This is a genomic window from Klebsiella sp. 7-CIP_Kleb., assembly GCF_050378655.1.
Lineage (GTDB): Bacteria > Pseudomonadota > Gammaproteobacteria > Enterobacterales > Enterobacteriaceae > Klebsiella > Klebsiella quasipneumoniae.
The window spans coordinates 1,515,054-1,534,329 of the sequence record NZ_JBNRLJ010000001.1 but is presented as its reverse complement, the minus strand read 5'-3'; the positions used below and the strand labels follow the sequence as shown (position 1 = coordinate 1,534,329).

General features: G+C 59.2%; 17 protein-coding genes. 13 read left to right on the top strand and 4 right to left on the bottom strand.

Going from position 1 to position 19,276, the window contains the following annotated elements; all coding sequences use genetic code 11:
* Positions 1-221 precede the first annotated feature (221 nt).
* From rnc to acpS, 5 genes are read left to right on the top strand one after another with little or no spacing between them, the layout of a single operon-like run.
* Positions 222-902 (top strand): ribonuclease III, encoded by a 681-nt coding sequence (gene rnc / locus ACQUTI_RS07420; protein WP_002914065.1) that lies wholly within the window; start codon positions 222-224, stop codon positions 900-902.
* Entirely contained in the window at positions 899-1,804 is a 906-nt protein-coding gene (era, locus tag ACQUTI_RS07415) for a GTPase Era (RefSeq protein ID WP_017900415.1), read from the top strand. The genes rnc and era overlap by 4 nt, the downstream gene beginning before the upstream one ends.
* Before the next feature lie 11 nt (positions 1,805-1,815).
* Positions 1,816-2,553 (top strand): DNA repair protein RecO, encoded by a 738-nt coding sequence (recO, locus tag ACQUTI_RS07410; RefSeq protein WP_004201833.1) that lies wholly within the window; start codon positions 1,816-1,818, stop codon positions 2,551-2,553.
* Between the two features lie 11 nt (positions 2,554-2,564).
* The gene (pdxJ, locus tag ACQUTI_RS07405) at positions 2,565-3,296 is read left to right on the top strand and encodes a pyridoxine 5'-phosphate synthase (RefSeq protein ID WP_004201834.1); all 732 of its coding nucleotides are present in this window, start codon (positions 2,565-2,567) and stop codon (positions 3,294-3,296) included.
* Positions 3,296-3,676 (top strand): holo-ACP synthase, encoded by a 381-nt coding sequence (gene acpS / locus ACQUTI_RS07400; protein WP_004201835.1) that lies wholly within the window; start codon positions 3,296-3,298, stop codon positions 3,674-3,676. The genes pdxJ and acpS overlap by 1 nt, the downstream gene beginning before the upstream one ends.
* A gap of 12 nt (positions 3,677-3,688) precedes the next feature.
* Here the strand turns inward: acpS and ACQUTI_RS07395 are convergent, their stop codons facing one another.
* Both ACQUTI_RS07395 and ACQUTI_RS07390 read right to left on the bottom strand, forming a co-directional pair.
* The gene (locus ACQUTI_RS07395; protein ID WP_004144350.1) at positions 3,689-3,949 is read right to left on the bottom strand and encodes a YfhL family 4Fe-4S dicluster ferredoxin; all 261 of its coding nucleotides are present in this window, start codon (positions 3,947-3,949) and stop codon (positions 3,689-3,691) included.
* A gap of 56 nt (positions 3,950-4,005) precedes the next feature.
* Positions 4,006-4,854 carry a MurR/RpiR family transcriptional regulator gene (locus ACQUTI_RS07390; protein WP_048325378.1) on the bottom strand — a complete coding sequence of 283 codons (849 nt, stop codon included), beginning with the start codon at positions 4,852-4,854 and terminating at the stop codon, positions 4,006-4,008.
* A gap of 211 nt (positions 4,855-5,065) precedes the next feature.
* Between ACQUTI_RS07390 and yfhb the strand changes: the two genes are divergently transcribed.
* Both yfhb and tadA read left to right on the top strand, forming a co-directional pair.
* Complete coding sequence (yfhb, locus tag ACQUTI_RS07385; protein WP_017900418.1) at positions 5,066-5,701, top strand: phosphatidylglycerophosphatase C; 636 nt, start codon at positions 5,066-5,068, stop codon at positions 5,699-5,701.
* 62 nt (positions 5,702-5,763) lie between these two features.
* On the top strand, positions 5,764-6,273 hold the full coding sequence (gene tadA / locus ACQUTI_RS07380) for a tRNA adenosine(34) deaminase TadA (protein ID WP_017900419.1): 510 nt from the start codon (positions 5,764-5,766) through the stop codon (positions 6,271-6,273).
* Here tadA and mltF read toward each other — a convergent pair.
* A complete protein-coding gene (mltF, locus tag ACQUTI_RS07375; protein ID WP_004201842.1) occupies positions 6,270-7,886 on the bottom strand; it encodes a membrane-bound lytic murein transglycosylase MltF in 1,617 nt (538 codons plus the stop codon). The genes tadA and mltF overlap by 4 nt on opposite strands.
* Positions 7,887-8,061: 175 nt before the next feature.
* Here mltF and purL point away from each other — a divergent pair, with 175 nt between their 5' ends.
* From purL to glnB, 5 genes are all read left to right on the top strand, one after another.
* Positions 8,062-11,949, top strand: a complete 3,888-nt coding sequence (gene purL / locus ACQUTI_RS07370) for a phosphoribosylformylglycinamidine synthase (protein WP_048325373.1) — start codon at positions 8,062-8,064, stop codon at positions 11,947-11,949.
* Positions 11,950-12,541: 592 nt separating this feature from the next.
* Positions 12,542-13,963 carry a sensor histidine kinase gene (locus ACQUTI_RS07365; RefSeq protein WP_004201845.1) on the top strand — a complete coding sequence of 474 codons (1,422 nt, stop codon included), beginning with the start codon at positions 12,542-12,544 and terminating at the stop codon, positions 13,961-13,963.
* 29 nt (positions 13,964-13,992) lie between these two features.
* Positions 13,993-14,679 (top strand): two-component system QseEF-associated lipoprotein QseG, encoded by a 687-nt coding sequence (gene qseG, locus ACQUTI_RS07360; protein ID WP_004201847.1) that lies wholly within the window; start codon positions 13,993-13,995, stop codon positions 14,677-14,679.
* The gene (gene glrR / locus ACQUTI_RS07355; RefSeq protein WP_004201849.1) at positions 14,666-16,003 is read left to right on the top strand and encodes a two-component system response regulator GlrR; all 1,338 of its coding nucleotides are present in this window, start codon (positions 14,666-14,668) and stop codon (positions 16,001-16,003) included. The genes qseG and glrR overlap by 14 nt, the downstream gene beginning before the upstream one ends.
* 65 nt (positions 16,004-16,068) lie before the next feature.
* Positions 16,069-16,407: a nitrogen regulatory protein P-II gene (gene glnB / locus ACQUTI_RS07350; RefSeq protein WP_002914032.1), complete on the top strand. Its 339-nt coding sequence runs from the start codon at positions 16,069-16,071 to the stop codon at positions 16,405-16,407.
* A 74-nt stretch (positions 16,408-16,481) separates the two neighbouring features.
* Here the strand turns inward: glnB and hmpA are convergent, their stop codons facing one another.
* Positions 16,482-17,672, bottom strand: a complete 1,191-nt coding sequence (hmpA, locus tag ACQUTI_RS07345; protein ID WP_109882556.1) for an NO-inducible flavohemoprotein — start codon at positions 17,670-17,672, stop codon at positions 16,482-16,484.
* Between the two features lie 325 nt (positions 17,673-17,997).
* Here hmpA and glyA point away from each other — a divergent pair, with 325 nt between their 5' ends.
* A complete protein-coding gene (glyA, locus tag ACQUTI_RS07340) occupies positions 17,998-19,251 on the top strand; it encodes a serine hydroxymethyltransferase (RefSeq protein WP_002914027.1) in 1,254 nt (417 codons plus the stop codon).
* Positions 19,252-19,276 lie beyond the last annotated feature (25 nt).

The window sequence follows — 19,276 nt, the reverse complement described above, 5'->3', positions numbered from 1 at the left end:
GTTATCGCAGCGGCGTGAATTATTTAGTATTTAAATCCATTCAAACTAACGACATCCCGTGTCGTTGCGTATAGAATATCCCCCCGAAGTTTTTGGTTGTCGCTCTGCCGGGTGACACTGCACACGAAAGCGTATTGGTCTGTTTCAACTTCCTGTTTGAAGCGTATGCTCAGGTCGGTTTCGTGTGCTGCATCTTTGACGCATTCATTTATTGGTAACGCATGAACCCCATCGTAATTAATCGGCTTCAACGAAAGCTGGGCTACACTTTTCATCATCAGGAGCTGTTGCAACAGGCATTAACTCACCGCAGTGCCAGCAGCAAACATAATGAGCGCCTGGAATTTTTAGGCGACTCCATTTTAAGTTTCGTGATCGCTAACGCGCTGTATCATCGCTTTCCTCGCGTGGATGAAGGCGACATGAGCCGTATGCGCGCGACGCTGGTGCGCGGCAACACGCTGGCGGAAATCGCCCGCGAGTTTGAGCTGGGCGAATGCTTGCGCCTCGGGCCGGGCGAACTGAAAAGCGGCGGTTTCCGTCGCGAATCGATTCTCGCGGACACCGTTGAAGCGTTAATTGGCGGGGTTTTCCTCGACAGCGATATTCAGAACGTTGAACGCTTAATTCTCTCCTGGTACCAGACTCGTCTGGACGAAATCAGCCCGGGCGATAAGCAAAAGGATCCGAAGACGCGTCTGCAGGAGTATCTGCAGGGTCGTCATCTGCCGCTGCCGTCCTACCTGGTGGTCCAGGTGCGCGGCGAAGCGCACGATCAGGAATTTACTATCCACTGCCAGGTCAGTGGCCTGAGTGAACCGGTGGTTGGCACAGGTTCCAGCCGTCGTAAGGCGGAGCAGGCTGCCGCCGAACAGGCGCTGAAAAAGCTGGAGCTGGAATGAGCGAAGAAAAAAGTTATTGTGGGTTTGTCGCCATCGTGGGTCGTCCAAACGTTGGCAAATCCACGCTGTTGAATAAGCTGCTTGGGCAGAAGATCTCGATCACCTCCCGTAAAGCGCAGACCACCCGTCACCGCATCGTCGGCATCCATACCGAAGGGCCGTATCAGGCGATTTACGTCGATACTCCGGGCCTGCATATGGAAGAGAAGCGCGCCATTAACCGCCTGATGAACAAAGCGGCCAGCAGCTCGATTGGCGATGTTGAACTGGTCATCTTCGTGGTGGAAGGCACCCGCTGGACGCAGGACGACGAGATGGTGCTCAACAAGCTGCGCGACGCGAAAGCGCCGGTGATCCTCGCGGTCAACAAAGTGGATAACGTGCAGGAAAAAGCGGATCTGTTACCGCACCTGCAGTTCCTCGCCAGCCAGATGAACTTCCTTGATATCGTGCCGATGTCGGCGGAAACGGGGACCAACGTCGACACCATCGCGGCGATCGTGCGTAAGCATCTGCCGGAAGCGATCCATCACTTCCCGGAAGATTATATTACCGATCGTTCCCAGCGCTTTATGGCCTCCGAAATCATCCGTGAAAAACTGATGCGTTTCCTTGGCGCTGAGCTGCCGTACTCCGTCACCGTGGAAATCGAACGTTTTGTGACCAACGAGCGCGGCGGTTACGACATCAACGGCCTGATCCTCGTCGAGCGTGAAGGGCAGAAGAAGATGGTGATTGGCAACAAAGGCGCCAAAATCAAAACCATCGGTATCGAAGCGCGTAAGGACATGCAGGAGATGTTTGAAGCGCCGGTGCACCTCGAGCTGTGGGTCAAAGTGAAATCCGGCTGGGCCGATGACGAGCGCGCCCTGCGCAGTCTCGGTTATGTTGACGACCTCTGAGTTAACGCAACGTGGATGGATGGCAGCGCGCCTTTGTCCTGCATAGCCGACCGTGGAGCGAAACCAGCCTGATGCTGGACGTCTTCACGGAAGAATCCGGTCGCGTGCGCCTGGTTGCCAAGGGCGCACGCTCCAAACGCTCGAATCTTAAAGGCGCTTTACAGCCCTTTACCCCCTTGCTGGTTCGCTTCGGCGGCCGCGGCGAAGTCAAAACCCTGCGCAGCGCGGAAGCTGTCTCGCTGGCGCTGCCGCTCAGCGGCATCACCCTCTACAGCGGTCTTTACGTTAACGAGCTTATCTCCCGTGTGCTGGAGCACGAAACGCGCTTCTCCGAACTCTTTTTTGACTATTTGCACTGCATTCAGGCGCTCGCCGGGGCCAGCGGCTCGCCGGAGCCGGCGCTGCGGCGCTTTGAGCTGGCGCTGCTCGGGCACCTGGGCTATGGCGTGGATTTTCTCCACTGCGCCGGGAGCGGCGAGCCGGTGGACGACACCATGACCTACCGCTATCGCGAAGAAAAAGGCTTTATTGCCAGCCTGGTGATTGATAACAACACGTTTACCGGGCACCATTTGAAAGCGTTGGCGAGTCGCGAGTTTCCTGATGTTGATACGCTGCGCGCCGCGAAGCGCTTTACCCGTATCGCCCTGAAGCCCTATCTCGGCGGCAAACCGCTCAAGAGCCGGGAATTGTTTCGCCAGTTTATGCCCGCGCGAAAGGCGCGAGCGGATAATACGAAGAATGATTAACGAGGATTGTCATGGCTGAATTACTGTTAGGGGTCAATATTGACCATATCGCGACCTTGCGTAACGCCCGCGGCACCGCCTACCCGGATCCGGTTCAGGCGGCTTTCATTGCCGAACAGGCCGGCGCCGACGGCATTACCGTGCATCTGCGCGAAGACCGCCGCCATATCACCGATCGAGATGTGCGTATCCTGCGCCAGACGCTGCACACCCGCATGAATCTTGAAATGGCGGTCACCGAAGAGATGCTGACGATCGCCTGCGAAACCAAACCGCACTTCTGCTGCCTGGTGCCGGAGAAGCGCCAGGAAGTGACCACCGAAGGCGGGCTGGACGTCGCCGGCCAGCGCGACAAGATGCGTGATGCCTGTCAACGCCTGGCGGATGCCGGCATCCTGGTCTCCCTGTTTATCGATGCGGATGAAGCGCAGATCAAAGCGGCAGCGGACGTTGGCGCGCCCTATATCGAAATCCACACCGGCTGCTATGCCGATGCTAAAACCGACGCCGAGCAGGCGAAGGAGCTGGAACGTATTGCCAAAGCGGCCACCTATGCCGCCAGCCTCGGCCTGAAGGTCAATGCCGGCCACGGTCTGACCTATCACAACGTGAAAGCGATTGCTGCGCTGCCGGAAATGCATGAGCTGAATATCGGCCACGCGATTATTGGCCGCGCGGTGATGAGCGGCCTGAAAGAGGCGGTCGCGGAAATGAAGCGTCTGATGCTGGAAGCGCGCGGCTAATGGCCATTCTCGGGCTGGGTACCGACATCGTCGAGATCGCCCGCATCGAAGCGGTGATCGCCCGCAGCGGCGATCGCCTTGCCCGCCGGGTGCTGAGCGACCATGAATGGAGTATCTGGGAGCAGCATCAGCAGCCGGTGCGTTTCCTGGCGAAACGCTTTGCGGTCAAGGAAGCGGCGGCGAAAGCGCTGGGGACCGGGATCCGCAACGGGCTGGCCTTTAATCAGTTCGAAGTTTACAACGATGAGCTGGGCAAGCCGAAGCTACGGCTATGGGGTGAGGCGCAACGGCTGGCGGAACGGTTGGGGGTGAGCCATATTCATGTCACGCTCGCCGATGAGCGCCATTACGCCTGCGCCACGGTGATTGTCGAAAGCTAAGCGCGACGGCGGTTAAATTTTATCTGCGTGGTGCATCAGGACGAATTTATCCCACAGCTGTTCTTCACTCTCGACGTGTGCCGGATCTTTCAGAATAGTATTCGGGATCGGGCACACCTTCTGGCAGGTGGGCGTATCGTAATGGCCCACGCATTCGGTGCAGCGGTCGCTGTTAATTTCATAAATGCTGTCACCCATCGAAATGGCCTCATTGGGGCACTCCGGCTCGCACATATCGCAGTTGATGCATTTTTTGGTAATTAACAGCGCCATCAGGAAAATCTCAGAAACAACACAAACAGGGCGGGCATTATACGCCCATTTTCTGCTCAGACCAGCTTTTTCACCAGCGCTTCGCTATGGCGAATGCGCTCCGGCGCCCGCTCCAGATCCTGCTGCACCAGCCCCATAAACAGCAGGTCGGTGAGCATCATTTGCGCGCTGGTGGAGGAGATGGCTGCGCTGCGCGTCGCCTGCTCTTCGGCGATGGTGTACAGGCAGTGGGTCGCCTGCTGCTGCAGGGCGTTAGGGCTAAAGCCGGTGATCGCCAGGATCCTGGAGCCCACGCGCAGCGCTTCACCGGCCGCCATATTGATCTCCCGACGCTCGCCGGAGTAAGAGATCGCCAGCAGCAGATCGTCGCTGGACATGGCCTGCACCGTCGCCAGCAGAGCGTGCATATCTTGCTCAGAGACAGCGTTGACGCCGATCTTCATCAGCTTCCAGCTAAAGTTACGCGCCACCAGGCCGGACGCGCCAATCCCGGTGACGATCACCCGCCGGGCGTTGCGCAGCAGCGTGACGGCTTCCCGCAGCGTCTCTTCAGTGTTGACGTCCAGCGAGGCATGCATGGCGGCGACATTGTCTTTAATGAGTTTCTCGCCCACCAGACGCAGCGGGTCGTCACCGCGAATGTGGTTATGTACCGGGACGGAGTGCGGATCCGGGCTGCTGGCCAGCGCTTCACTCAGCGCCAGCTTCAGCGCCGGGAAGCCTTTGAACCCCAGTTTTTGGGCAAATTTAACCACGCTGGACTGACTCACCCCGGCTTCCGCCGCCAGCTGCTGCGAGCTGAGGTGCCGGGTGTCATCGGGTTGGCTCAGAATAAAATCGGCCAACTTTTTGTCGCTCGCCGCCAGGGTGGGATAGCGCTGACGAATACGCGTTAAACAGTTCATTGGAGCTCCGCTGGAGCCGTCCGGCTCGTGACTGAAAGAATTTTTATTCGATTATAAGGGGTATACCACGAATTAAAAATTCATAAGCCACAATTTTTCCTTCGCCTGCTAATTTAATTCTTCCTTAACGGCAGGGATGTTTTCCCTCTTCATGGCATAAGACTGTTAAGCTTACCCTAACGAGAAGCGAATCCTGAGAGAAGGGGGCAGTTTGCAGCACAGTGAACGGAGAGTGGTGTTTTTCGATCTGGACGGAACCTTGCATCAACAGGATATGTTCGGCAGTTTTCTGCGCTACCTGCTGCGCCATCTGCCGCTGAACCTGCTGCTGGTGGTGGCGATGGGGCCGGCGATCCTTGCCGGGCTGGCGGTGTGCGGGCGGGCGGCGCGCTGGCCGATGAGCCTCCTGCTATGGGCGTCAACCTTTGGCCGTCGCGAGGCGGTACTGAAGCGGCTGGAAGCGGAGTTTGTCGGCTGGTTTCGTCATCATGTGACAGCGTTTCCCGTGGTTCATGCGCGGCTGACGGCCTACCTGACCAGTACCGATGCCGACGTCTGGTTGATCACCGGCTCGCCGCAGTCGCTGGTGGAACAGGTCTATCGCGATACCCTCTGGCTGCCGCGGGTGAATCTGATAGCCAGCCGCACCGCGCGCCGCTGGGGCGGCTGGGTATTGACCCTGCGCTGCCTGGGCCATGAAAAGGTGGTGCAGCTGGAGAAAAAGATTGGCGCACCGCTGCAGCTGTATAGCGGCTATAGCGACAGCGAGCAGGATAACCCGTTGCTCGGCTTTTGCCAGCATCGCTGGCGGGTCACTCCGCAGGGAGAGCTGCAGCAGCTGGAGTAATAGTGTGTAATTGATAGCTCCCATGTATAATGCGCCCCGCTTTTTCTGCTGGAGTGGCCGCTGTGTCTGACCTCGAACTCAATGATGAATACTGGATGCGTCATGCCCTGACGCTGGCGAAGCGCGCCTGGGAAGAGGGTGAGGTACCGGTGGGCGCGGTGCTGGTGCATAACAATCAGGTCATTGGTGAGGGCTGGAACCGGCCGATAGGCCGTCACGACCCTACCGCCCATGCGGAAATTATGGCCTTACGCCAGGGCGGACTGGTGCTGCAAAACTACCGCCTGATCGATGCCACGCTATACGTGACCCTCGAGCCCTGCGTGATGTGCGCGGGGGCGATGGTGCACAGCCGTATCGCCCGCCTGGTGTTTGGCGCCAGGGATGCCAAGACCGGCGCCGCCGGCTCGCTGATGGATGTTCTGCACCACCCGGGAATGAACCATCGGGTTGATATTAGCGAAGGCGTGCTGGCGGAGTCCTGCTCTGCCATGCTGAGCGACTTCTTCCGCTGGCGGCGGGAAGAGAAAAAAGCGCTGAAGAAAGCCCGGGAGCAGAACGGGGAAAGTTAATACAGGTGGCCCGGGAGTTTCATCCGGGCATTATCCATCTGTTTATCGGCGCGAAACTTGAAAAAGGGCAGGGTGGTCTCCTGCGGCTGTTCGAGCTCATTGGGGAGCACGGCCGGGTAATCTTCCGCCAGGGCCAGCGTTTGCTGCTGCTGGCGCTCCTTCTCTGACAAATAGCCGACAAGGCTTATCTGATATTTGCGGATGTTTTCCACATAGGCGTAGGCCTCATGGCCGCGGGCATAGCCGTATTTTAGTTTGCTGTAATAGGGTTTCTGGCTCAGCAGCGGTAAACGCAGCTTAACGTCCGCCCAGCTGTTAGGATTGCCTTTCTGTTTGCGGGTGAGCGCCATGGCGTCCAGCATATGGGCATAGCCCATATTGTAAGCGGCCAGCGCAAACCAGATGCGTTCATCTTTCGGGATCGAATCCGGCACTTTATCCATCATATCCTGTAGATAGCGCATGCCGCCGTCGATACTCTGCGCCGCATCGGTCCGGTCAGTCAGCCCCAGACTTTGCGCCGTATTGCGCGTGAGCATCATCATGCCGCGCACGCCGGTGGGGGAGGTGGCCTGCGGATCCCAGTGGGATTCCTGCCAGGCAATCGCGGCCAGCAGGCGCCAGTCGATCTCGCGGGCGTACTTTTCAAACAGCGGCTGCACCTCCGGAAGAATGTTTTCCACCGCGCGCAGGAAGGTGCGGGTATCGACGTAATCAAAATCGTTGCCGTGGCCGAGGTACTTCTCCTCCAGGCGCGCCAGGGTGCCGTCTTCATTGATGTTGTTGAAGAAATCAAGCATCGCCGCCGACAGGGAATTATCATCGTCCCGGGCGCTGAACCAGGTGACCGGCTGTTCGTCGGTGATATCGAGGGCTACCGCCAGCTCCGGATGGACGCGCTGAAACAGGCTGACGGCCACCGAGTCGGCGATGGTGTAATCGAGTTTGCCGTCAATCACCGCCTGCATCAGCGCCGTGGTGCCGCGTTTTTCGTCCACGCGCCAGGCAAGATCCGGGTATTTCTCGGCTTTTAAGGTCTGCAGGTCGTTGATCGCCACGTGGCCCGGAGCGATGGCGAGCTGCTCGGCGGTCAGCGCCGCGAGGGTGCGCGGCCGGGTATTGCCGACGCGGTAGACCAGCTGTTGCGAAACAGAATAGTAGGTGGGGCCGGCCTGATAGTTTTTCACCCGCTCCTGGTTATAGACCAGCCCGGCAGCCAGCATATCGGCCTGACCGTCGTCGAGGTCGTCAAACAGCTGGCTGATGTTCTGCCGGACGGTTATCTTAAGCGTCACGCCGAGGTAGTCGGCAAACTGCTTCGCCAGTTCGTAGTCCAGGCCGAACGTTTTATTGTTCATGGTGGCAAAGGTCATCGGCGAGTTGATGGTGCTGATGCGCAGCTCGCCGCGAGCGATAATACCCGCCACCCGGTTCTCGGGTTTACCGGACCAGGGGATCGACGGCCACAGGGCAGCCGCCAGCAAAAGGGTGACAATGCCGATCAGCAGATAATTAATCTTTAATTTTTTCAGCGCGTTAATCTTCTGCAGCTTCAGGTTCCTCAGCAGGCGATGTCCGGAAAAAACGCAAGGTTGTCGTCGAATGAGCGGCATTCTGCTTAAGAATGCGCCAGTTGGCAACTTATTCGCGATAGGCGTCACATTTATTGATAAACAGCATCAATGATTTTATTTCTACGCAAACGGTTTCGTCGGGGCGCAGGATTCACTATAATGACGCCCGTTTCCCCCCCTGGCTCACCCTGAAAGCTTCGAAGACGAGAGACTTATGATGGAAATTTTGCGTGGTTCACCTGCACTGTCGGCATTCCGTATTAATAAACTGCTGGCACGATTTCAGGCGGCCAACCTTCCGGTAAGCGCCATATACGCCGAGTATATTCATTTTGCCGATCTGAACGCCCCGCTGAGCGCTGACGATCGCGAGCGCCTGGCGCGACTGCTTAAATATGGCCCGAGCTTAAACAGCCATACCCCGACCGGTAAATTACTGCTCGTGACCCCTCGCCCTGGCACCATCTCTCCCTGGTCTTCTAAAGCTACCGATATCGCCCATAACTGCGGCCTGGCTCAGGTTGTGCGTCTGGAGCGCGGCGTGGCGTATTATGTTGAAGCCTCGACCCTGAGCGAAGCGCAGTGGACCGCGGTGGCGGCGGAACTGCACGACCGCATGATGGAGAGCGTCTTCGACGCGCTGGAAGCGGGCGAAAAGCTGTTCGCTCACCATCAGCCGACGCCGGTGACCAGCGTTGACCTGCTGGGCGAAGGGCGTCAGGCGCTGATTGACGCCAACCTCCGTTTGGGTCTGGCGCTGGCAGATGACGAAATTGACTACCTGCAGGACGCGTTTACCCGTCTGGGACGCAATCCGAACGACATCGAGCTGTACATGTTCGCCCAGGCGAACTCAGAGCACTGTCGCCACAAGATTTTCAACGCCGACTGGATCATCGACGGCGAACAGCAGCCGAAGTCGCTGTTCAAAATGATCAAAAACACCTTCGAAAAAACGCCGGACTACGTCCTGTCGGCCTATAAAGACAACGCCGCGGTGATGGAAGGGTCTGAAGTGGGGCGCTATTTTGCCGACCACCAGACCGGGCGCTACGACTTCCATCAGGAGCCGGCGCACATTCTGATGAAGGTGGAAACCCATAACCACCCGACGGCCATCTCCCCATGGCCGGGCGCGGCAACCGGCTCCGGCGGCGAGATCCGCGATGAAGGCGCCACCGGCCGCGGCGCGAAGCCGAAAGCGGGTCTGGTGGGCTTCTCGGTTTCCAACCTGCGCATCCCGGGCTTCGAACAGCCGTGGGAAGAAGATTTCGGGAAACCGGATCGCATCGTCACCGCCCTGGACATCATGACCGAAGGCCCGCTGGGCGGCGCGGCGTTTAACAACGAATTTGGTCGTCCGGCGCTGAACGGCTACTTCCGCACCTATGAAGAGAAAGTCACCAGCCATAACGGCGAAGAGCTGCGCGGCTACCACAAACCGATCATGCTGGCCGGCGGTATCGGCAACATCCGCGGCGAGCACGTGCAGAAGGGCGAGATTACCGTCGGCGCGAAGCTGATCGTGCTGGGCGGCCCGGCGATGAACATCGGCCTCGGCGGCGGCGCGGCGTCTTCCATGGCCTCCGGTCAGTCCGATGCCGACCTCGATTTCGCCTCCGTCCAGCGTGACAACCCGGAAATGGAGCGTCGCTGTCAGGAGGTGATCGACCGCTGCTGGCAGCTGGGCGACGCCAACCCGATCCTGTTTATCCACGACGTCGGCGCCGGCGGTCTCTCCAACGCCATGCCGGAGCTGGTTAGCGACGGCGGCCGCGGCGGTAAATTCCAGCTGCGCGATATCCTGAGCGATGAGCCAGGCATGAGCCCGCTGGAGATCTGGTGTAACGAATCGCAGGAACGTTATGTCCTGGCGGTCGCCCCGGAGCAACTGCCGCTGTTCGACGAGCTGTGCCGCCGCGAGCGCGCGCCTTATGCGGTTATCGGCGAAGCCACCGCCGAGCAGCACCTGAGCCTGAGCGACAGCCACTTTAACGATCAGCCGATCGATCTGCCGCTGGACGTCCTGCTTGGTAAAACGCCGAAAATGACCCGCGACGTGCAGACTCTGAAAGCCCAGGGCAGCGCGCTGGATCGCCAACCGATCACCATCGCCGACGCGGTTAACCGCGTACTGCACCTGCCGACGGTGGCCGAGAAAACCTTCCTCGTGACCATCGGCGATCGCACCGTGACCGGCATGGTCGCTCGCGACCAGATGGTCGGCCCGTGGCAGATCCCGGTGGCCAACTGCGCGGTAACCACCGCCAGCCTCGACAGCTACTACGGCGAAGCGATGGCGATGGGCGAGCGCGCCCCGGTTGCTCTGCTGGACTTCGCCGCCTCCGGCCGTCTGGCGGTTGGCGAAGCGCTGACCAACATCGCCGCCACGCAGATTGGCGAGCTGAACCGCGTGAAGCTGTCGGCTAACTGGATGGCCGCTGCCGGCCACCCGGGCGAAGACGCTGGCCTGTATGAGGCGGTGAAAGCGGTGGGCGAAGAGCTGTGCCCGGCGCTGGGCCTGACCATTCCGGTCGGCAAAGACTCAATGTCGATGAAAACCCGCTGGCAGGAAGGCAGCGAGCAGCGTGAGATGACCTCTCCGCTGTCGCTGGTGATCTCCGCCTTCGCCCGTGTCGAAGATGTTCGTCATACCGTCACGCCGCAGCTCTCGACGGAAGATAACGCCCTGCTGTTGATCGACCTCGGTAAAGGGCACAACGCGCTGGGCGCGACGGCGCTGGCGCAGGTCTATCGCCAGCTCGGCGACAAGCCGGCTGACGTGCGCGATGTCGCGCAGCTGAAAGGCTTCTGGGATGCGATGCAGGCCCTGGTGGCGCAGCGTAAACTGCTGGCCTACCACGACCGCTCCGACGGCGGCCTGCTGGTCACCCTGGCGGAAATGGCCTTTACCGGCCACTGCGGTGTGGAGGCGGATATCGCCGCGCTGGGCGACGACCGTCTGGCGGCGCTGTTCAACGAAGAGCTGGGGGCGGTGATCCAGGTCCGCGCCGCAGACCGTGAGGCGGTGGAAGCCATTCTGGCGGTTAACGGCCTGGCGGACTGTGTGCATTACCTCGGTAAAGCGGTCGAGGGCGATCGCTTCGTGCTGACCGCCGGCGATCAGACGGTGTTTAGCGAAAGCCGCACCACGCTGCGCATGTGGTGGGCGGAAACCACCTGGCAGATGCAGCGTCTGCGCGACAACCCGGCCTGCGCCGATCAGGAGCACGAGGCGAAAGCCAACGACGCCGACCCGGGCCTCAATGTGAAGCTCTCGTTTGATATTAATGACGATGTCGCCGCACCGTACATTGCCACTGGCGCGCGTCCGAAAGTGGCCGTCCTGCGCGAGCAGGGTGTGAACTCTCACGTTGAAATGGCGGCGGCCTTCCATCGCGCTGGCTTTGACGCCATTGACGTGCATATGAGCGACCTGCTGGCGGGCCGCACCGGTCTCGGCGATTTCCATGCCCTGGTGGCCTGCGGCGGCTTCTCCTACGGCGACGTGCTGGGGGCAGGTGAAGGCTGGGCGAAGTCGATTCTGTTCAACGAGCGCGTGCGCGATGAGTTCGCGACCTTCTTCCATCGTCCGCAGACCCTGGCGCTCGGCGTGTGCAACGGCTGTCAGATGATGTCCAATCTGCGCGAGCTGATCCCGGGCAGCGACCTGTGGCCGCGCTTTGTGCGCAACCACTCTGACCGCTTTGAAGCGCGCTTCAGCCTGGTGGAAGTGACGCAAAGCCCGTCTCTGCTGCTGCAAGGCATGGTTGGCTCACAGATGCCGATTGCGGTCTCCCACGGCGAAGGTCAGGTGGAAGTGCGCGACAGCGCGCATCTGGCCCAGCTGGAGAGCAAAGGCCTGGTGGCGCTGCGCTTCGTGGATAACTTCGGCAAAGTGACCGAAACCTATCCGGCGAACCCGAACGGTTCCCCGAACGGTATCACCGCCGTGACCAGCGAAAGCGGGCGCGCGACCATCATGATGCCGCACCCGGAACGCGTCTTCCGCACCGTAAGCAACTCCTGGCACCCGGAAAACTGGGGCGAAGACAGCCCGTGGATGCGTATCTTCCGCAATGCGCGTAAACAGCTGGGTTAATTTTCCCGCAGCGTGTCACGCGAACGTATCAGCCCCCTGCTCAGGCAGGGGGCTTTTTTTTATCTGTGACGGCCGGCACGCCAGGGTGTCGGGAATCACCGACAACCGGCATATTGCAGTGTCGCCAAAAGGCGACACTTAAGTTATTGATTTAAATGATGAGTAACCTGGGATACATTTGGTGTCGCTAATTGGCGACGCTATGGATAAAAAGTGTACTGCGCTGGGGTGGCTGGCTTTTATGGTTAAAGCCATATATATCAATGTGTTAATAAAATGTTTGGAAAGGTGGCATAGTTCATGCATAATAATAACCAGTGGCTCATTCACCTTCTTATGTCAGCCCCTTCGGGACGCGCTACATAAACTTCGAATGACGCACAAACAGGTGCCTGCCGTCCAACTCCTGATAATAGCCTGGCTTTATCAGACATCGGGCGAAACGTCGAGTAAGGCACCGCCTCATTCCTGAACAAAGCCAGGCCTTGCGCCTGGCTTTGTTGTTTCTGGGGCGCCGTGGCGACGGGTATCGCTTTTCTCCGGCGCGCTCCTCAGTTAGCATCGACCAGAGCTAATGATTGAGACCACACCTTTGAAGCGACTCTCTCTTTTTCCCCGTTCGCTGCGTCAGCTGGTGACGCTCTCCTTTGTGCTGATCCTGCTGCCGTTACTGGTGCTGGCCTGGCAGGCCTGGCAGAGCCTCAATGCCCTCAGCGCCCAGGCGGCGCATATCAACCGTACGACGCTGGTCGATGCCCGCCGCAGTGAGGCGATGATCAATGCCGCGCTGGAGATGGAACGCAGCTATCGCCAGTACTGCGTGCTGGACGATCCGACGCTGGCGCGCGTCTATCAAAACCAGCGGCAGCGCTACAGCCAGATGCTGGACGCGCACGCCGGCGTGTTGCCGGACGAAAAGCTCTGGCAGGCGCTGCGCCAGGATGTCAGCGATCTGGCGCAGCTGCAGTGTAACAACAGCGGCCCTGACGCCGAGGCAGCCGCCAGACTGGAAGTTTTCGCCAGTAATAACAGCGACATGGTCCAGGCGACCCGGGCGGTGGTCTATTCCCGCGGCCAGCAGCTGCAGCAGGAGATTGCCGAGCGCGGCCAGTTTTTCGGCTGGCAGGCGCTGGTGCTGTTTCTGCTGAGCCTGGCGCTGGTGCTGCTTTTCACCCGCATGATCATCGGCCCGGTGAAAGGTATCGAAAGAATGATCAATCAGCTGGGCGCAGGGAAGTCGCTGGACGACGCGGCATTGTTTACTGGCCCGCGCGAGCTGCGCTCGGTGGGCAAGCGCATCATCTGGCTCAGCGAGCGCCTGGCATGGCTGGAGTCGCAGCGGCATCAGTTTCTTCGCCATCTGTCGCATGAGCTTAAAACCCCGCTGGCCAGTATGCGTGAAGGCACCGAGCTGTTGGCCGACCGGGTCGCCGGACCGCTGACGCCGGAGCAGCAGGAGATCGTCGAGATCCTCGACAGCAGCAGCCGCAACCTGCAAAAGCTGATTGAACAGCTGCTGGACTACAACCGCAAACAGGCCGACGGCCCGGTAGCCCGGGAAGCAGTGGACCTGGTGGAGCTGGTGGAAAACGTCGTGGCGGCGCACAGTTTGCCTGCGCGGGCTAAACTGATGCATACCGAGCTGGCGCTGCGGGCGCGGCATTGTCTGGCGGAGCCTGCGTTATTGATAAGCGTAATGGATAATCTCTACTCCAATGCGGTGCACTATGGCGCTGAATCCGGTAACATTCGTATCCATAGCTACCGGCACGGAGAGCAGGTGCGTATTGATGTCGCCAACAGCGGCGAACCGATCCCGGCCGCGGAAAAGAATATGATTTTTGAGCCTTTTTACCAGGGAAGTCACCAGCGTAAGGGGGCCGTTAAAGGCAGTGGGCTGGGGTTAAGCATCGCCCGCGACTGTGTCCGTCAGATGCAAGGGGAACTCAGTCTGGTTGACGCCCCCGCCGGGCAGGTCTGTTTTCGCATTACGCTTCCCTCAGCGCCGGAATAATCCAACTAATGAATCGATATCGGGGAACTATGTCCCAATTCCTGGCCTGGCGCCGTTCCCTTAGCGGATGGCTGCTCTCAGGCATTGCTTGTCTGACGCTGGCGGGGTGTTCCGCCGGCTTCTCGCCGCATAGTGCGGAAGGTGCTGCCGCCCCCGGGCAGGCGCAGCACCAGGTGGCCGATTTTGTCGCCGTGGACTGCGCTGATATCTGGGCGCACAGCAGCGATGCCAGCGACAAAAACCCCCTCTACTGGCTGCGGGGCATTGACTGCGCCGATCGTCTCGCGCCGGTGCAGGCGCGAGCGGAGGCGAAACGCCATACCGACGACAGCTGGCAGGACGCATTCCGCCGCGGCATTCTGCTTGCCGATGCCAAAATTACCCCTGACGAGCGCCGCGAGCTGGTGGCGCGTCTCGACACCTTCAGCCCGCAAATCGCCGTTCAGGTCCGCCCGCTATATCAGCTCTGGCGCGACGGGCAGACCCGTCAGCTGCAGCTGGTGGAGGAGCGAGCCCGCTACGCGAAGCTTCAGCAGTCCAGCGATAGCGAGCTGGAGACGTTGCGCCAGCAGGAGCAGTCGCTGCGCCAGCAGCTGGAGCTGACCACCCGTAAGCTGGAGAATCTGACGGATATTGAACGCCAGCTATCCAGCCGCAAGCCGGGCGGCAATTTCGGCAGCGAAAAAGTACCGGAGGTGATCCATGACGATCCGTAAACCGGCGCGTTTGCTGCTGGTGGATGACGATCCGGGGCTGCTGAAGCTGCTCGGCATGCGTCTGGTCAGCGAAGGCTATAGCGTGGTCACCGCCGAGAGCGGACCGGAAGCGCTGCGCGTGCTGGGACGTGAGAAAGTGGATCTGGTGATTAGCGATCTGCGGATGGATGAAATGGACGGCCTGCAGCTGTTCAGTGAGATCCAGAAGGGGCAGCCCGGCATGCCGGTGATCATTCTCACCGCCCATGGCTCGATCCCCGACGCGGTGGCGGCCACCCAGCAGGGCGTCTTCAGCTTCCTGACCAAGCCAGTTGATAAAGACGCCTTGTATAAAGCCATTGATGAGGCGCTGGAGCAGCGATCGCCAGCCACCGACGAAGCGTGGCGCCAGGCGATTGTCACCCGCAGCCCGCTGATGCTGCGCCTGCTCGAGCAGGCCGGGATGGTGGCGCAGTCCGACGTCAGCGTGCTGATTAACGGCCAGAGCGGGACCGGGAAGGAGATAGTCGCCCAGGCGATCCACAACGCCAGCCCGCGTCATGACAAGCCTTTCGTGGCGATTAACTGCGGCGCGCTGCCGGAACAGCTGCTCGAGTCCGAACTGTTCGGCCATGCTCGGGGCGCCTTTACCGGCGCGGTCAGCAACCGCGAAGGGTTATTCCAGGCCGCCGAAGGCGGCACGCTGTTTCTCGACGAGATCGGCGATATGCCTGTCGCCCTGCAGGTGAAGCTGCTCCGCGTCCTGCAGGAGCGTAAGGTTCGCCCGCTCGGCAGCAACCGCGATATCGAGATCAACGTGCGGATCATCTCCGCCACCCACCGCGACCTGCCGAAGGCGATGGCCCGCGGCGAGTTTCGCGAAGATCTGTTTTATCGCCTCAATGTGGTTAACCTGAAGATCCCGCCGCTCTCCGAACGCACGGAAGATATTCCGCTGTTGGCCAACCATCTGCTGCGTCAGTCCGCCGATCGCCATAAGCCGTTCGTGCGGGCATTTTCCAGCGATGCAATGAAGCGGCTGATGGCCGCCAAATGGCCGGGCAATGTGCGCCAGCTGGTGAACGTGATTGAGCAGTGCGTGGCCCTGACCTCGTCGCCGGTGATCGGCGATGCGCTGGTGGAACAGGCGCTGGAAGGCGAGAACACGGCGCTGCCGACCTTCGTGGAAGCGCGCAATCAGTTTGAGCTGAACTACCTGCGCAAGCTGCTGCAGATTACCAGGGGCAACGTCACCCACGCCGCGCGGATGGCTGGACGCAACCGCACCGAATTCTATAAGCTGCTGTCGCGCCATGAGCTCGACGCCAATGACTTTAAAGAGTAGCTCCGCAACATAGCGCAAGATATGATACGGTAAGCAACCGGTTACGCGACTAAGACAGGAACACCATGAAAAAGATTGATGCGATTATTAAACCTTTCAAACTGGATGACGTGCGTGAAGCGCTGGCCGAAGTCGGCATCACCGGGATGACGGTAACGGAAGTGAAAGGCTTTGGCCGCCAGAAAGGGCACACCGAACTCTACCGCGGCGCGGAGTATATGGTGGATTTTCTGCCGAAAGTGAAAATTGAAATCGTGGTGACCGACGATATCGTCGATACCTGTGTGGATACCATCATCCGTACCGCGCAGACCGGTAAAATCGGTGACGGCAAGATCTTTGTCTTCGACGTGGCGCGGGTCATTCGTATCCGTACCGGCGAAGAAGACGACGCGGCGATTTAACGCTCGCCGCTCGCTGCAGTATTGCCGGGTGGCGCTGCGCTTACCCGGCCTACAAATCCCCGCGGCGTCGGGGCTTACAGCACCTTATGCGGGCCGAAGCATTCGTAATGAATGTGGTCTTTATTGACCCCTAATTCTACCAGCTGCTTCGCTGCAAACTGCATAAACGCTACCGGGCCGCAGAGATAATACTGCATCTGCGGGTCGCGAATAGTTTCCGCCACCGCCGCTAAATCCATCAAACCTTCGCTATCAAAACGTCCTGCCTGACGGTCAGCCTCGCTCGGGTTGCGATACCAGACGTGAGCGGTAAACGCCGGCAGCGCCGCGCCGAGCGCCTGCACCTCATCGGCAAAGGCGTGGACCTCGCCATTTTCCGCCGCATGGAGCCAGTTCACCTGACCCTGATGATGGCTCTTCGCCAGCGCATCCAGCATCGCCAGCATCGGCGTTTGCCCAACGCCGCCGGAGATCAGGGTGACCGGCGTCTGCGGCTCAACATTAAGGAAGAAATCTCCCGCCGGGGCGGCCAGATAGACCACATCGCCTTCGCTGGCATGGTTATGCAGCCAGCTGGAAACCTGGCCGCCTTCCTCGCGTTTAACCGCGATGCGGTAGCCCTTACCGTCCGCTTTGCGGGTCAGGGAGTACTGGCGAATTTCCTGATATTCGAAGCCTTCCGGCTTCAGCCAGATGGCCAGATACTGCCCAGGCTGGTAATCGGCGACCGGCTGGCCGTCGACCGGCTCGAGCTCAAAGCTGGTGATAAGCTGGCTGCGCGGGGTTTTCTTCACGATGCGGAACGCGCGAGTCCCTTCCCAGCCGCCGGTTTTACTGGCGTTTTGCTGATAGATCTCGGCTTCGCGGCCGATAAAGACGTTCGCCAACACCCCGTAGGCTTTACCCCAGGCATCGAGCACTTCCTGGCCCGGACTGAACATTTCATCGAGGGTCGCCAGTAGATGGCTGCCAACAATATTGTACTGCTCCGGTTTGATCTGGAAGCTGGTGTGTTTCTGGGCGATCTTTTCCACCGCCGGCAGCAGGGCAGGCAGGTTATCGATATTGCTGGCGTAGGCGGCAATGGCGTTGAACAGCGCTTCTCGCTGGTCGCCATTGCGCTGGTTGCTCATATTGAAGATCTCTTTGAGCTCCGGGTTATGCGCGAACATCCGATCGTAGAAATGGGCGGTTAACTTTGGTCCAGTCTCTACCAGCAGAGGGATGGTGGCTTTGACCGTAGCGATGGTTTGAGCGTCGAGCATAGTGTGCTTCCTTGGGTGTTATCTTAATGATGTATTTTAAATGCATCTTAAGGAAATAACCCTGCGTTGTAAATGGTTCTTTAACACTTTCCGCCGTTGCAGTTACAACATGAAGAATTTGCATCACAATCCTGAAAAGAAATCCGTTGATACTGAGAGAGGCGTTATTGCTCAAAGCCTTGTGTCATGCGGAGCCAAACGTTTGCGTAAAATCCTTTGTCAAGACCTGTTATCACAGAATGATTCGGTTATACTGTGGGCCGTTGTCCAATCGGACCGCCTTTTTAGGCCGAAATTTTATTGTTAGCTGAGTCAGGAGATGCGGATGTTAAAGCGTGAAATGAACATTGCCGATTATGATGCCGAACTGTGGCAGGCTATGGAGCAGGAAAAAGTACGTCAGGAAGAGCACATCGAACTGATCGCCTCCGAAAACTACACCAGCCCGCGCGTAATGCAGGCGCAGGGCTCTCAGCTGACCAACAAATACGCTGAAGGATATCCGGGCAAGCGTTACTACGGCGGCTGCGAATACGTCGACGTGGTTGAGCAACTGGCTATCGACCGCGCGAAAGAGCTGTTCGGCGCTGACTATGCTAACGTCCAGCCGCACTCCGGCTCCCAGGCTAACTTTGCCGTCTACACCGCGCTGCTGCAGCCGGGCGACACCGTGCTCGGTATGAACCTGGCGCAGGGCGGCCACCTGACTCACGGCTCCCCGGTTAACTTCTCCGGCAAACTGTACAACATCATCCCTTACGGTATTGATGAGTCCGGCAAAATTGACTACGACGACATGGCGAAGCAGGCTCAGGAACACAAACCGAAGATGATCATCGGTGGTTTCTCCGCTTACTCCGGTATCGTTGACTGGGCAAAAATGCGTGAAATCGCTGACAGCATCGGCGCTTACCTGTTCGTCGATATGGCGCACGTGGCAGGCCTGATTGCCGCTGGCGTATACCCGAACCCGGTTCCGCATGCTCACGTCGTGACCACCACCACCCACAAAACCCTGGCGGGTCCGCGCGGCGGCCTGATCCTGGCGAAAGGCGGTAGCGAAGAGCTGTATAAGAAGCTGAACTCTGCGGTATTCCCAAGCGCGCAGGGCGGCCCGCTGATGCACGTTATCGCGGCGAAAGCGGTGGCGCTGAAAGAAGCGATGGAGCCAGAGTTTAAAGTTTACCAGCAGCAGGTTGCGAAAAACGCCAAAGCAATGGTGGAAGTGTTCCTGAACCGCGGCTACAAAGTGGTGTCTGGCGGTACTGAGAACCATCTGTTCCTGCTGGACCTGGTGGATAAAAACCTGACCGGTAAAGAAGCTGACGCCGCCCTGGGCCGCGCCAACATCACCGTCAACAAAAACAGCGTGCCGAACGATCCGAAGAGCCCGTTTGTGACCTCCGGTATCCGCATCGGTTCTCCGGCTGTGACTCGTCGCGGCTTTAAAGAAGCGGAAGTCAAAGAGCTGGCTGGCTGGATGTGTGACGTGCTGGACAATATCAATGACGACGCGGTCATTGAGCGCGTGAAAGGCAAAGTGCTGGATATCTGCGCCCGCTTCCCGGTTTACGCGTAAGCGTTAGCGTTGACATCAAAAAGGC